The organism is Collinsella sp. OM07-12, assembly GCF_003438275.1.
Taxonomy (GTDB): domain Bacteria; phylum Actinomycetota; class Coriobacteriia; order Coriobacteriales; family Coriobacteriaceae; genus Collinsella.
Map to the genome: position 1 here is coordinate 21,788 of NZ_QSTQ01000019.1, position 13,263 is coordinate 35,050.

14 protein-coding genes are annotated in these 13,263 nt (G+C 60.8%); 8 read left to right on the plus strand and 6 right to left on the minus strand.

What is annotated here, in order from left to right:
- Window positions 1–19 precede the first annotated feature (19 nt).
- Genes DXB98_RS07710 through DXB98_RS07720 form a run of 3 tightly spaced genes read left to right on the plus strand, consistent with a single transcriptional unit; the run spans window position 20 to window position 1,712 of the window.
- On the plus strand, window positions 20–439 hold the full coding sequence (locus DXB98_RS07710) for a hypothetical protein (protein WP_147330312.1): 420 nt from the start codon (window positions 20–22) through the stop codon (window positions 437–439).
- Entirely contained in the window at window positions 409–1,332 is a 924-nt protein-coding gene (locus DXB98_RS07715; RefSeq protein ID WP_199407157.1) for an HD-GYP domain-containing protein, read from the plus strand. Before DXB98_RS07710 ends, DXB98_RS07715 begins: the two co-directional genes overlap by 31 nt.
- Before the next feature lie 23 nt (window positions 1,333–1,355).
- Window positions 1,356–1,712, plus strand: coding sequence for an Hpt domain-containing protein (locus DXB98_RS07720; protein WP_117734248.1), 357 nt, complete (start codon window positions 1,356–1,358; stop codon window positions 1,710–1,712).
- Window positions 1,713–1,815: 103 nt separating this feature from the next.
- Here DXB98_RS07720 and DXB98_RS07725 read toward each other — a convergent pair whose 3' ends face one another.
- The 6 genes from DXB98_RS07725 to DXB98_RS07750 form a co-directional block, all read right to left on the minus strand.
- Window positions 1,816–2,625, minus strand: a complete 810-nt coding sequence (locus tag DXB98_RS07725) for a gamma-glutamyl-gamma-aminobutyrate hydrolase family protein (RefSeq protein WP_117743725.1) — start codon at window positions 2,623–2,625, stop codon at window positions 1,816–1,818.
- Between the two features lie 52 nt (window positions 2,626–2,677).
- Window positions 2,678–3,442, minus strand: coding sequence for an amino acid ABC transporter ATP-binding protein (locus tag DXB98_RS07730; protein WP_117743726.1), 765 nt, complete (start codon window positions 3,440–3,442; stop codon window positions 2,678–2,680).
- Window positions 3,443–3,478: 36 nt separating this feature from the next.
- Window positions 3,479–4,312 (minus strand): amino acid ABC transporter permease, encoded by an 834-nt coding sequence (locus DXB98_RS07735; RefSeq protein WP_117743727.1) that lies wholly within the window; start codon window positions 4,310–4,312, stop codon window positions 3,479–3,481.
- Window positions 4,309–4,968, minus strand: coding sequence for an amino acid ABC transporter permease (locus DXB98_RS07740; RefSeq protein WP_117743728.1), 660 nt, complete (start codon window positions 4,966–4,968; stop codon window positions 4,309–4,311). Before DXB98_RS07740 ends, DXB98_RS07735 begins: the two co-directional genes overlap by 4 nt.
- Window positions 4,969–5,106: 138 nt before the next feature.
- Window positions 5,107–6,102, minus strand: coding sequence for a glutamate ABC transporter substrate-binding protein (locus tag DXB98_RS07745; protein ID WP_117743729.1), 996 nt, complete (start codon window positions 6,100–6,102; stop codon window positions 5,107–5,109).
- 467 nt (window positions 6,103–6,569) lie between these two features.
- Window positions 6,570–8,351, minus strand: coding sequence for a 1-deoxy-D-xylulose-5-phosphate synthase (locus DXB98_RS07750; protein ID WP_117743730.1), 1,782 nt, complete (start codon window positions 8,349–8,351; stop codon window positions 6,570–6,572).
- A 228-nt stretch (window positions 8,352–8,579) separates the two neighbouring features.
- Here DXB98_RS07750 and DXB98_RS07755 point away from each other — a divergent pair, with 228 nt between their 5' ends.
- From DXB98_RS07755 to DXB98_RS07775, 5 genes are all read left to right on the plus strand, one after another.
- Window positions 8,580–9,137 carry an HD domain-containing protein gene (locus tag DXB98_RS07755; protein WP_117743731.1) on the plus strand — a complete coding sequence of 186 codons (558 nt, stop codon included), beginning with the start codon at window positions 8,580–8,582 and terminating at the stop codon, window positions 9,135–9,137.
- A 3-nt stretch (window positions 9,138–9,140) separates the two neighbouring features.
- Entirely contained in the window at window positions 9,141–10,160 is a 1,020-nt protein-coding gene (locus DXB98_RS07760; RefSeq protein ID WP_233502083.1) for a putative ABC transporter permease, read from the plus strand.
- A gap of 198 nt (window positions 10,161–10,358) precedes the next feature.
- On the plus strand, window positions 10,359–11,636 hold the full coding sequence (locus tag DXB98_RS07765; RefSeq protein WP_117743747.1) for an ammonium transporter: 1,278 nt from the start codon (window positions 10,359–10,361) through the stop codon (window positions 11,634–11,636).
- Window positions 11,637–11,827: 191 nt separating this feature from the next.
- Entirely contained in the window at window positions 11,828–12,166 is a 339-nt protein-coding gene (locus DXB98_RS07770) for a P-II family nitrogen regulator (RefSeq protein ID WP_117734256.1), read from the plus strand.
- A gap of 87 nt (window positions 12,167–12,253) precedes the next feature.
- Window positions 12,254–13,111 carry an HAD-IIB family hydrolase gene (locus tag DXB98_RS07775; RefSeq protein ID WP_117743732.1) on the plus strand — a complete coding sequence of 286 codons (858 nt, stop codon included), beginning with the start codon at window positions 12,254–12,256 and terminating at the stop codon, window positions 13,109–13,111.
- The last annotated feature ends 152 nt before the right edge of the window (window positions 13,112–13,263 follow it).

Consider the following 13,263-nt stretch of genomic DNA (forward strand, 5'->3'; position numbering starts at 1 on the left):
TTCGGCTGTGTTAACAAGGGTGCTCAAAACCCAACGTCTGCGGCTTCAGCCCTACCCCGTGGTGCGTTTGCTGTCGGCCGACCAGATTAAGGGCGATCCCAACTGCCTGCTCGCCGGCGATCGGTGTCCCTGTCTGCGCCAGTCAGGTCTGGAGGTCTTGGCAGGCTCCGATGAGGTGTCGGAACGGCTGCTCAACGATGGCGTTGAGTACCGCGCTCGCCTGCGCCCTCTGAAGGTCGAGGGCGAGCTTCACGTCCTGCTGATGGTGCGCCCGATTGATGAACAGGAGGCCGCAGAGGAGGACCTTGTCTACACCGACGTGCTGACGAGCGTGCGCAATCGCCGATATTATGAGGAAAAGCTTCGCAGCGCCCGCATGCAGGCCGGTGTGGCGATGAGCTGTCGCTCGTGCTGCTGGACATTGTCATGCCGGGCATGAACGGCTTTGAGGTGTTGGGCGATCTGTCGCGCCGGTCGATTATTGACAATCTGCCTGTCATCATGATCTCGAGCGAAGATTCCGACGATGTGGTGCTGCGCGCGTACGAGCTGGGTGCTTCGGACTATGTCAACCGCCCGTTTGACTCCCGTGTCGTGCGCCGCCGTGTAAGCAACACCATCCGCCTGTACGCCAAACAGCGTCGTCTGACGAGCCTGCTGTCCCAACAGTACAACGAGCGCGTCAAGAACAGCCGCATGCTCATCGACATCATGGCCGGCGTCATGGAGCTTCGCAATGGCGAGAGCGGCGGGCACGTTACGAACATCGAGAAGCTGACCGAGCTACTGCTCGGCTGCCTGGTCCACCGTAGCGACAACATCTCCCTCGACAACGAGGAGCGCTCCACGATTGCCTTGGCTTCGGCGCTGCACGATATCGGCAAGATGTCGATTGACGATGCGATTCTCAACAAGCCCGGGCGCCTCACGCCCGAGGAGTTCGAGATTATGAAGACGCATACCACGATCGGCGCCGACATGCTGCATGAGCTGGGCCGCCATCACGCCGGCAATGCGCTTATGGAATATGCGTACCAGATTGCGCGTTGGCACCACGAGCGCTGGGACGGCAAGGGTTATCCCGACGGCCTTAAGGGCGACGATATCCCCATCGCCGCACAGGTGGTTTCGGTGGCCGACGTGTACGATGCGCTGACGAGCGTTCGCGTGTACAAGGATGCCATCCCGCACGAGGAGGCGATCCAGATGATCCTGGACGGTAAGTGCGGCACCTTTAACCCGCTGCTGCTGGACTGTCTGCTCGAGGTGCAAGACCGTATTGCCGAGACGTTGGCACGCCCCGCCGACGTTGTCGCGTTTCCCACGATTTAGTTTGACCAAAGGAGTTTCAATCCATGATTTCCATGCGTGAGGCGTATAAGAAGATCGGCGCTAATTATGATGACGCGTGCGCTCGGCTGATGGGCGAGGAAATGCTTGCCCGCTTTGCCCTCAAGTTTTTGGATGACGAGAGCATGGACAAGCTGGAGGCCGCCATGGCGGCAGGAGACGCCGAAGGTGCGTTTATGGCAGCGCATACGCTCAAGGGCGTGAGCCAGAACCTGGGATTCGATAATCTGTATGAGCCGGCGGTCGTGGTGACCGAGGCGCTGCGCGGCGCCGATGCCGTTGACGGCGCTCGCGAGGGAATGCATGCGCTGCAGCAGCAATATACAGCTACGATGTCGGCCTTACGCGAGGCGGCTGAATAAGAGCTTGCGAGCTTTGATGCGCGCCGGATGCATATAGGCAAAAGGGCGCCCCGTCGGACCATGTGGCCGGCGGGGCGCCCTTATTTGTTGTGCTGTCCGTGAACTAACGGGCCTGCTTAACCTTTGCCGCTGCCTCGACAAACGACTTCCACAGGTTAAAGTCGGTCTCGAGCGTCTGCCAGGTGTACTCGGGATGCCATTGCACGCCTAGGCAGAACGGCTGGCCCTCGACCTCGATGCACTCGGGTACGCCGTCGGTTGCCTTGGCGACCAAGCGCGTGCTTTTACCCAGACGATCGACGCAGCAGTGGTGTGCGGAGTTGGTCTGGATCAACCTGTGCCCGCCAACCGCGCGCTCCAGCAGCGAGCCCGGCACGACCTCGACAGGATGCACAGGGTCGTTGAGCACGTGGGTATGGCGCCACTGCGTGCGGCCCTCGCGCGCGCCCAGGCTCGGCACGTCCATGCACAGGGTGCCGCCGGTGGCGACATTGAGCAGCTGCGTGCCTCGGCAGGTGGTAAAGAGCGGCTTCTTGGCGCGAAGCACCTCGTTAACCAGCTTAAACTCAAAACGGTCGCGAATCTCGCAGCACAGCGTGGGGTCGTAAGGACGCTCGTCGCCCCAGCGTTTGGGGTTGACGTCCGGGCCGCCAGGAATGGCAATGCCGTCGGCGATTTCCACGTAATGACGGATAACATCGATGTCTTCGGTAATAGACATCTGCAGCGGCAGGCCACCGGCGGCAAGGATGGCATCGACAAAGACACTTGCGATTTCCTCGTTGGGGGAGAGCGTTTCGCTTAAAAACGGCTTCGCCTCTTCCCAGCGCGGCGCGACGAGGATGAGCGGGCGGTCGGCGGGATCGACGTCGACGTGCGGGGTGTATGACGATGAAGTGCGAGTTCCGATCATAGGTGTTGCTTTCGAGTTTGGATGGTCATGGCGAGCAGATATGGCAATTGGGCTAGTGGCCCTTGATGGAGTTGAGGAAGTCCTGGGCGCGCTTGGTCTGGGGGTGGTCGAAGAACTCGTCGGGCGTGCCGGTTTCCACGATCTGACCGTCGGCCATAAACACGACGCGGTCGGCCACGCGGCGGGCAAAGTTCATCTCATGCGTAATCACGATCATCGTCATGCCCTGTTGGGCCAGGCGAACCATGACCTCGAGCACCTCGTTGATCATCTCGGGGTCAAGGGCGCTCGTGGGCTCGTCGAAGAGCATGGCCTTGGGCTGCATGGCAAGCGAACGGGCGATGGCGACGCGCTGCTGCTGACCGCCCGAGAGCTGTGCGGGCACCTTATCGGCCTGCTCCGCAACGCCTACGCGACTCAACAGGTCCATGGCGCGCTCGCGAGCCTCATCCTTGGAGATGCCCAGCACGTCGACCGGTCCCAGCATGACGTTTTGCAGCACCGTCATATGTGCGAACAGGTTGAACTGCTGAAACACCATGCCCAGCTCGGCGCGCATGCGGGCAAGATCCTTGCCTTCCTGCGGCAGGGGCTCGCCCTCGATGAGGATCTCGCCTGAGTCGATGGTTTCCAGGCGGTTGATGGTTCGGCACATGGTCGACTTGCCCGAGCCCGAGGGACCGATCACCACGACGACCTCGCCGCGGTCGACCGAGAGGTTGATGTCGTTGAGGACGTGCAGATCGCCATAGTGCTTATCGACGTGCCTGAGCTCAATCAACGGCCGGTTGTCGGTAGTAGAAGTGCTCTGTGCCATGATGCTCGGCTCCTTATGACTCGAAATGGTAAATCGTTAGCGGATGATGGTCGCGCCGGTCTTGTGCGAAACGTAGACAGCGGCCTTGTTGATCGCGACGTTGATGAGGATATAGATGACCGCGATCACCAGGTAAACCGATACGAGTGCATCGTAGTTGGTAATGAGCACGCGGGCATTTTGCATGAGGTCGGGGTAGCTCACCACATAGGCGACGGTGGTGTCTTTGACGACGACCACAAGCTGTGAAATCAACGACGGGATGATAAATCGAATAGCCTGCGGCAGCACGATTTTAAAGGTGATTTTAGCTTTGGAGAGACCGAGCGCCTGGGCAGCCTCGACCTGGCCGCGCGGCACGGCGTTGACGCCGGCGCGGAAGATCTCGGCAAGCACGCCGGCCGCAGCGAGCGCGACGGGAAGTGTGAGCATCCAAAACGACGGCAGCGCAATCTTGTACTGGGGCAGCACCAAAAAGAAGAAGTAGATGAACAGCAGGCTCGGCACGCCACGGAAGAAATCGGTGAGCACGCGGCAGACCAGCTGCAGCGGCTTGATGTCGCTGGTACGGCCGAGCATGAGGACTAAGCCCAGTACCAGCGCGATGGCGCCGGCGGTGAGCGCGACCTTTACCGTGCCCTCAAAACCGGCAAGCAGGAACTTCCAGGTGGTGAGGTGCGTAAAGAAGTACCAGTAATGGACCGAAAGCTGGCCGGTCACATAAAAGCGCTGCAGTACCAGAGCGATGAGCGCGGCCACGGCAACAAGTGAGATGGCGGTGCCGACGCGAATCTTGGCGCGCATCTTGGGGCCGGGAGCCTCGTAGAGCGCATCGCGCATGGTGAGCGCGGAGGTGGAGTGCTTGCTCATCGGAGGATCCTCACCCTCTTATCGATATAGTTGCCAATGTGGCTCACCACAAAGGCCGTGCCCAGGTAGCCGAGCGCCGAGATAAAGAACGCGGCGACGCCGCCGAGCGAGCGCGTGTTGATGTAGCTCACCACGCCGGTGAGCTCCTGCGGTTTAAGCGGCACCTGACTGCCGAGCGCGGTGGTGAGCATGACGGCGATAAAGAGGTTCGTCATGGGCAGTACGCTCGAACGCAGTGCCTGCGGGATCACGATCTTGGCGAGGATGCGGCTGAAGCCCATGCCCAGCGAGCGGGCGGCTTCTACCTGGCCGACACCGACGGTGTTGATGCCGCTCATAAAGTTCTCGGAGCCAAAGGCGGAGCCCAGCAACACCGTGGCGACGATAACGCAGGTACGGTAGGGCAGAACGACCTTGAGCGGCGGCAATGCGTAGACGACGATAATGAGCAGTGCGATGCCGGGGATGTTACGGAAGACCTGAACATACAGGTCGCCAAAGACGCGTAGCGGCTTGAGCGGCGACACGCGCATCACAGTGACGGCGACTGCCAGCACCATGGCGATGGCAAACGACTCAAGCGTCATGCCCCAGGTTGCGAGCAGCGCTTCAATGTAGTTCTGGCCATAGAGCGACCAGAGCTCGGAGAGACTCATGCGGACCTCCCGCCGATAAGGAAAGGGGCTCCCGTGTGTACGGAAGCCCCGACAACTCAGTGAAGAAACAGTTTAGCGCAATAAAGCGCACCGTGCGTTTCCATATGGTTTCATTGCGGCCGTTACTAGGCGCGTTGCCTAGGCGCCGATCTCGGGCAGCTCGGGAACATTGGTGTCGCCCGTACGGTCGCCGATGCAGATCTGCCACAGCTCGGTCCAGGTGCCGTCGTCCTCGATCTTCTTGAGGAAGTCGTTGACAAAGGCAACGCCGTCGGAATCGAGCGGCAGGCCGATGCCGTAGGGCTCCTTGCTGCCGAAGGGCTTGCCGGCGATCTTGTACTTACCGGGTTCGCGGACCAGGGCGCTCTGCTGCATGTTGTTGTCGATGACGTAGGCATCAACACGGCCCTGCTGGAGTGCCTGGCGGGCCTCCTCGTCGGTCTTGAACTCCTGCTGGCTGGCCTTGGGAACGAACTCCTCCAGGATGGCGGGGCCGTTGGAGCCGGACTGGACGGCAACGTTCTTGTCGGCCAGGTCGTCGACGCTCTTGATGTCGTCGTTGTCGGCGAGCACCAGGATGGCCTGCTGGGTGTAGTAGTAGGGACCGGCGAAGGAGACGAGCTTCTTGCGCTCGTCGGTGATGGTGTAGGTGGCAAAGACGGCGTCGACCTGGCCGTTCTGCAGGACGGACTCGCGCGTGTCCGAGGTCACCTGCGTGATCTCGACTTTGTTCTCGCCCAGAATGTAGTTGGACAGGAGCTGTGCGATGCCGGCGTCGAAGCCGCGGGTCTGACCGTCCTTCTCGTTGAGGAGGGAGAAGAGCGTGGAGGTCTGAACGCCACCGATCTTAAAGACGCCGGCGTCTTTGACGGCCGTGGCCCAGGTGCTGGCGGCGATGGCGTCGTCATCGGCCTTGGGGCCGTCGTTGACGAGCTTGTCGAATGCCTTGGCGTCGAGCGTGGTGGAAGCCTCGGTATTTTTGGAGCTCTTGGAAGAGCCGGCGGCGGAACCCTTGTCGGCCTCGGCGCTGGTGTCGGAGCAGCCGGCAAGACCAAGGCCGGCGACGGTTGCGAAGGTAGCGGCGACAAAGCCGCGGCGGTCGAGAACGACCTGCTGGGAGAGGTTCTTGCTCATGGGAGAACACCTTTCTCAAAAAAATCCTAGTGGTTGAGTAGAGTTATACCCTATTGCGCTCAAATGGGTCAACACGAAATAACTTAGAAACATACTTACCTTATGGGTTATTCTACCTACCAAATAGGGATAGGTTTATTTTGGCAGGTTTTATCTGGTAAAACGTCGGTTATTGCAGTTGAGACGCCGCCTTGTGGGCGGCGCGGTCGCTCATGGTGGTCGTTATATAAGTAAGGAGATCGCGTATGAACGGTTATTCATTCTTCGCATCGACCATGACCTAAAACCACCACAAAGGGGACAGGCACCTTTGTGGTGGTTCTTGCAGATGTGGCGGCCTGCCCCGCTGTTTTGTCTCGACCTGTAACAGTTAGACGGGAATTCGGGTCCTAGATGTTACAGATCGAAATAATTGAGTTGGGGGAAATAAAAACCTCCGCAGGGGTGCTTCCCTTGCGGAGGTTTTCTTACTCGTTGAGCAGCCTTACGGCCTCGGCAGCCATGTTCTCGACCGTCATGCCGCTCTGAGCGAGCAGCTCGTTGGGGTCGTAGCGGTCGGGGAAGCCCTTGGCGATGCCGAAGGTGCGCGTGCGCACGGGCGTGCAGGCCAGGTAACACGCCACACGCTCGCCCCAGCCACCGTCCAAGATTCCGTCCTCGAGGGTGACGACAACGCGATGCTCGGCGGCAAGGCTGTCGAGGAACTCGCGGTCGAGCTCGGTTGCAAAGCGCGGGTTGACGAGTGTGGCCTCGATGCCGTACTCGGCAGCCAGGCGGTTTGCCACGCGCTCGCCCAGCTCAAAGAAATCGCCAAGCGCGAGCACGGCCACATCGCGGCCCTGGCGCACCATGTTGTAGCGAACGGCGCTGTAGTCGGCGTCTTCGGCGGGCGCCAGATCGGGGCGGCTTACCAAGCCAATGCCCGGCACGCGAATCGCCACGGGATGCTCGCGGTGATCGAGCGACCAACTCAGCATGGACAGGTATTCCTCCATGCAGGAAGGCGCCAGGTAACGCATGTTGGGAAGACCGCCCAGCATGGAAATATCAAAGAACGAAAGGTGCGTCTCGGACGTGGTGCCAAAGATTGACGCACCGAACACCAGGATGGTTGCGGGGGCGTCGTTGAGGCACAGGTCGTGCCACAGCTCGTCGTAGGCGCGCTGCAAAAACGTGCCGTACACACCAAAGACTGGCTTGGCGCCCGAGCGCGCAAGCGCGGTGGCAAAGGTTACGGCATGCTCCTCGGCAATGCCCACATCGACGAACTGTTTGCCGGCGGCAGCGCGAAGCTCGGGTGTAAAGCCCATGATGTAGGGCGTGGCGGCCGTGATGCCCACGACCTGCGGATCGTGCTCGATGGCGGCGCTGAGCGCCTCGCCCGTAATGTCGGCATAGGTGCGCGGCGCAGGCTCACTCGGATGGCCCGGGCAGAGCTTGCGTCCAGTTGCCATGTCAAACGGACCCACGTGATGCCAGCGCTCGGGGTCGTTCTGGGCTGGCTCAAAGCCCTTGCCCTTGGCGGTGGAGACGTGCAGCACGATGGGATGATCGATATCGCGCAGCTCCTGCAGCGTGTCGACCAGGGCCAACACATCGTTACCGGCATCCAGATAGCGGTAGTCGAGTCCCATCGCGCGGAAAACGTTGCGCTCACAGGTGCCGTTGCTGGCGCGCAGCTCGGACAGATTGCGATAGAGGCCACCGTGGTTCTCGGCGATGGACTGGTCGTTATCGTTGACGATGATGATCAGGTTGCTATCGAGTTCGGCGGCATTGTTAAAGCCCTCAAACGCCAGGCCGCCCGAAAGCGAGCCGTCGCCAATGATGGTGATGACGTTGTACGCATCGCCCGCCAGGTCACGAGCGTGCGCTAGGCCGCAGCCCAGGCTCACCGACGTGGAGGTGTGGCCCATGGCGAACAGGTCGTGCTCGGACTCGTCGGGATTGGCAAAGCCAGAAGCCTCGCCATAACGCTCCGGATCGATATAAGTGTACGCGCGCCCAGTCAGCGCCTTGTGGGCGTAGGTCTGGTGCGAAACATCAAAGACAATCTTGTCGATGGGGGAGTTAAACACGCGATGAAGCGCAACCGTGAGCTCAACGACGCCCAGGTTGGGGGCAACGTGCCCGCCGACGGCGGCGGAGCTTTCGAGGATGGCGTGGCGAATCTCGCCGCAGAGCTGCGGGAGCTCGGCGCGATTAAGAGCCTTGACGTCCTCGGGCGTTGTCGTTTGCGTAAGCAGCATCGTTGTGGGTTACTCCATGCGAATCGAGCGCCGGCGCTCCCTCGGCCGGCACAATTGCACAAGACAGTCTCGCACATTTTGGCGTTTGATATGTGACGGCGGCGCGGTAATTCGCCAACTGGCGGGGCAAAACGTTTTGCCCGATGCCATACTGATAAGTTCCATGATGATTTTATTCATTGCGTGCAGGCTGTGGCTTGCCGCCGAGAGCCGCTGGAAGGAGGCCGCATGTCCGATACCGTTCGTGCCAAGAGCATCGCGCGCGAGGTCGACGATGCCGCCCGTCAGCTGGCCCAGGCGGGCCGCTTGGGCCTGACGCACGAGTTTATTCAGCATGGTGACGTGACGGTTTATGCACATGTGACCTCGGTGGCGCGGGCGAGCCTGTCTTTTGCCGAGCGCCTTGGCCGTGCTGGCATTTCGGTCGACCGTGCCTCGCTGCTGCGCGGAGCCCTGTTACACGACTACTTTCTCTACGATTGGCATGACCCCGACCCGAGCCATCGACTGCACGGATTTCGGCATCCATTTTTTGCCCTGGCGCGTGCCGAAGAGGATTTTGAGCTGACGCCGCGCGAGCGGAATATCATCGTGCGCCATATGTTTCCGCTGGTACCGGTTCCACCGACGTGTCGCGAGGCATGGATTGTGTGCCTGGCCGATAAATGGTGCGCTCTGTGCGAGACGGTCGTCGGCCGTCTGCCGCGCAAAGGCGGCGCGAACGATTTGAACGAGGGCTCGAGTGACGGCTCGAGCAAAGATTCGAGCGAAAAGAGGAGAGGGTAGACGGTGGGGACCGCGATCGACATGGCATTTGACGGCGCGACGCTTGCCGCCTGTCCGCTCTCGGCGCTGGTGCTCTCGTTTGCCTTCTACGGTTTTTGCGGCTGGGTGTGGGAGTCGACAGTCTGCGCCATGCTCAACCACGGACGATTTGCCAACAGTGGCTTTTTGCTGGGGCCGTGCTGCCCCATCTATGGCGCGGGCGGCATTGCCTGCTGGCTGCTGTTGCGCGGAATTCCTGATGCGTCGAGCCAGTTTGTCGCTGCAGCGCTCGTATGCAGCGTGATTGAGTACAGCGTGGGCGTGCTGTTGGAAAAAACAACGGGCGCTCGCTTTTGGGATTACTCGCACCTGCCGTTTAACCTGCACGGACGCATCTGTCTGTACTGGGCCTGCGCGTTTGGCTTGGGTGCGTTGTGTATTTGCCGCTTAGTGGAGCCGGCATTGCTGGGGCTGTTTGGCCATCTGCCGGTGCTGATTGTGCGGCTGTCCGCCTTTATCGTCGCGGTCGCGATGATGGTCGACGCGGTGTGCTCGTTGGCGAGCTGGCGGCGCCTGTCTGATCAGCTGGAGCGCGTCCGGGCCGACCTTGCCGACCGCATCAATGAGTCGCTTGCCGATGCCTCGGATTCAATGCTCGAACGTATTCCCGATTCTACGATTGACTCGGTGGCACAGACGCACATTCGTAGCCGTGCCGTTAACGCGTGGCTGGCCGAGCTGGGTGACGCCGCGCTCGATGCCCTGCGCGAGAAGGCTTCGATGCCGACGTTTATCGCGGATGGTGCTCGCGGCCTGGCGCTTGCCGCCCGCCGCGTGGCCGGTGCCGCGCCGAGCATGCCGCGTCCGTCGCTCAGTCGTCGCCTTGCCGGCAAGCGCATGAGCCGTCCGGTGCCAAGCGTGTCGCTCAGCCGACGCGACCTGCGCTTCTTCAATGCCTTCCCGCGCTTGCGCATCAACCGCTACGAGGGCGTCATCCGAGCCACCGACCTTCGCGACCGAGCCCGCGAGCTGTTCCGGCGCTAGCCGGGACGGATGCGCTCACGGCTCCCTTGCTTGCGTATTTCCCGTTCGTTTCGCGTCCGTTGCCGCGCCGTTTCCAAGATTGCGGCGCCGTTTCCATTCGGCAACGCAGCGTTTAACAGCGCCGTATCTGGTCTGCACCAGTTGCCCCTCGGCCGCATTATGGGCGCCGACAACGTTCATGCGACCAAGGGAGAGCGAATGTACGATACGGGATCGACAACGTTTATGCTCATCTGCACCATGCTCGTGTTTTTTATGACACCGGGTCTGGCGTTTTTCTATGGTGGCCTGTCCAGGCGCAAAAATGTCATCAACACCATGCTTATGTGCTTTGGCGCCATTGGCCTGGTTGGTGTGCTGTGGATTGTTGCCGGCTGGTCGCTGGCCTATGGCGGCGACGGCTCGAGTCCGTTTATTGGAGGCCTTGACCAGCTGCTGTGCCTGCCGGTGCTCAACCAGGTACTGCAGGCGGCCGAGGGCAATGCCGCGGACGGTGCCGTCTACCCTCAGATCATCAACATCGCCTTCCAGATGGCGTTTGCCATGATCACGGCCGCCATCGTCACGGGCAGCCTGGCCGGCCGCGTTAAGTTCGGTGCCATGACGGCCTTCCTGGGCATTTGGCTGCTCGTGGTCTATGCGCCACTCGCCCACATGGTCTGGGGCGGCGATGGCTCTTTTATCGGCGACATCATCGGCGCGCTCGACTTTGCCGGCGGCGACGTGGTGCACATTTCGTCTGGTCTTACCGGCCTGATCCTTTGCTTAATGCTCGGCCGTCGTCGCGGTTTTGGCATGGTGAGCTATCGTCCGCATAACGTCCCGTTTGTGGCGCTGGGAGCCGGCCTGCTTTGGTTTGGCTGGTTTGGCTTTAACGGCGGCAGCGAGTTTAAGGCCGATGCCGTGGCTGCGCTCGCCATTCTCAATACCGTGACGGCCAGTGCGGCGGGCATGGTCTCGTGGCTTGTCGTGGAGCGCGTGCATACCGGTCGTCCCACGCTGGTGGGTGCCAGCACCGGTCTGGTCGCGGGCCTTGTGGTGGTCACGCCGGGTGCGGGCTTTGTCGAGCCATGGGCGGCGCTGGTCATGGGCTTGATCGTGTCTCCTGTCTGCTATCTGGCTATCAGCCATCTTAAGACGAGGTTCGGCTACGACGACGCGCTTGATGCGTTTGGCTGCCATGGCATCGGCGGCATTTTGGGCGGCGTGCTCACGGGTCTGTTTTGCGTGCCGGAACTCTCGTGGACCGGTAAAGGCGGCCTGTTCTATACGGGCGACGCGTCGCTGCTTGTCTCGCAGGTCCTGGGCATTGTAGTGACGGTCGTTATCGTGCTGGTGCTCGACGTGGTGATCGCCGCAGTGGTCAAGGCACTGTTCCACGGCAGCCTGCGTGTGGACGAGGCCGACGAGGCGCTGGGCCTGGATGCGAGCCAGCACGGCGAGAGCGCATATCCTTCTTTCTCCGGACTCGATTAGCAGCTTCCCCAGGCTCCGCACCTTGCCGTTCAATCGTCGCGCGGCTTCCCCAGGCACCGCACCTTGGGTTTCAAACCGTCGCTTGCGTACAAAAGTACGCGGCGCTCCTCTTTCAACCCAATCTGCGGCACCTGGGAAACCCGCCTCATTGAATGGCAATTCATTTCTTTTATTGAAGAGAGGAATTCACTATGAAGAAGATTACGGCGATTGTTCGTGCTGAGAAGCTTGAGGTTCTCAAAGACGCACTGTTTGCTGCCGATGTTCGCGGCATGACCATCAACCAGGTGCAGGGCTGCGGCGCGCAACATGGCTGGAAGGAATACGTGCGCGGCAACGAGTTGCTCGTCAACACGATTCCTAAGGTGCAGTTCACCCTCATCTGCGCTGATGAGCATGTCGACGGTATCGTTGAAATCATCTGCAACGCCGCTCGCACCGGTGCCGTCGGCGACGGCAAGATTTGGGTCGAGCCGGTCGAAGAAGTCATCCGCATTCGCACCGGCGAACACGGCCCGGCCGCGGTGTAGGACGATCTTTCGCCTGACGGGCGTGCCTCTCTTGGGGCGCGCTCGTTCTCGTCTACAATATCGTGCAGACGAAGGAGAGGCACGCCCATGATCAAGATGTTTGCGAGTGACTTAGACGGAACGCTACTGAACGCCCTGCATGAGGCGGACGGGACCATCCGCCGTGCCATTCGTGAGCTGACCGAGGTTGGCTTGCATGTGGTTCCCGCGACCGGGCGCTCGACGTTGCCAATCGGCGAGCATGGCTTCACGGGGCTGGCGCTCGATGCCTGCTGCTCCAATGGGTCCATCGTGCGCGACAGTCATGGCGAGGTGCTCAAGACCTGGACCATCGATCCGCAGATCACCGAGGAGCTGCTCAAGGAGTTTCCGGACATTTGCTTCGACTGCTCCACGCCCGACGGCATGTTCTCGAGCGGTTCGTTCGAGATGCACCAGGCGGGTTTTAAGAAGGACAGCCCTATCAAGCGCATCGTGATGCGCGGCATGCGTGCACGTGGCGGCTATCACGAGGAACAGTATTTCGACCAGTCGATCGGTGACATCCTGCGCCACGATGTGTGCAAGATCAACTGCCGTGTGATCTCGTCCGAGCTGGAGCGCGACCTTAAGGCATATTTGGCCGAGCGATCGGACCGCGTGGTCAACGCGCCGTTCGATCCGGTGATGTTCGAGATCACGGACGTGGCGTGCAACAAGGGTGAGAGCGTGGCCTGGCTGGCGGGCTACTACGGTATTGCCGAGGATGAGGTCGCGGTTTACGGCGACGGCGGCAACGACATCGCCATGCTCAAGCGTTTCCGCCACAGCTACGCGACCAAAAACGCAAGCGATGCAGCTAAGGCCGCCGCTAGTGCGACCATCGGCAGCTGCATGGTCCACGCCGTCCCCAAACACATGCTTGCCACCATGCATAAGCAAAACTCTCGCACCGTCATCGAATAATGTGGCAAAGGGACACTCACTTTGTCGCATGGGAGATGCCGGCTTTTGGCGTATAGGACTGTTACGCTTTCGCCACCAACAAATTTCGAGTTATTCGGCCTGTCGGAGGTCGTTAAATGGCTAAAGATGCCCTCTCGGGAACATTCATGCCT

Coding starts and splice junctions, on each gene's coding strand:
- DXB98_RS07720 (WP_117734248.1), top strand. CDS start 1,356: ATGATTTCCATGCGTGAGGCGTATAAGAAGATCGGCGCTAATTATGAT.
- DXB98_RS07725 (WP_117743725.1), bottom strand. CDS start 2,625: ATGATCGGAACTCGCACTTCATCGTCATACACCCCGCACGTCGACGTC.
- DXB98_RS07730 (WP_117743726.1), bottom strand. CDS start 3,442: ATGGCACAGAGCACTTCTACTACCGACAACCGGCCGTTGATTGAGCTC.
- DXB98_RS07735 (WP_117743727.1), bottom strand. CDS start 4,312: ATGAGCAAGCACTCCACCTCCGCGCTCACCATGCGCGATGCGCTCTAC.
- DXB98_RS07740 (WP_117743728.1), bottom strand. CDS start 4,968: ATGAGTCTCTCCGAGCTCTGGTCGCTCTATGGCCAGAACTACATTGAA.
- DXB98_RS07745 (WP_117743729.1), bottom strand. CDS start 6,102: ATGAGCAAGAACCTCTCCCAGCAGGTCGTTCTCGACCGCCGCGGCTTT.
- DXB98_RS07750 (WP_117743730.1), bottom strand. CDS start 8,351: ATGCTGCTTACGCAAACGACAACGCCCGAGGACGTCAAGGCTCTTAAT.
- DXB98_RS07755 (WP_117743731.1), top strand. CDS start 8,580: ATGTCCGATACCGTTCGTGCCAAGAGCATCGCGCGCGAGGTCGACGAT.
- DXB98_RS07765 (WP_117743747.1), top strand. CDS start 10,359: ATGTACGATACGGGATCGACAACGTTTATGCTCATCTGCACCATGCTC.
- DXB98_RS07770 (WP_117734256.1), top strand. CDS start 11,828: ATGAAGAAGATTACGGCGATTGTTCGTGCTGAGAAGCTTGAGGTTCTC.
- DXB98_RS07775 (WP_117743732.1), top strand. CDS start 12,254: ATGATCAAGATGTTTGCGAGTGACTTAGACGGAACGCTACTGAACGCC.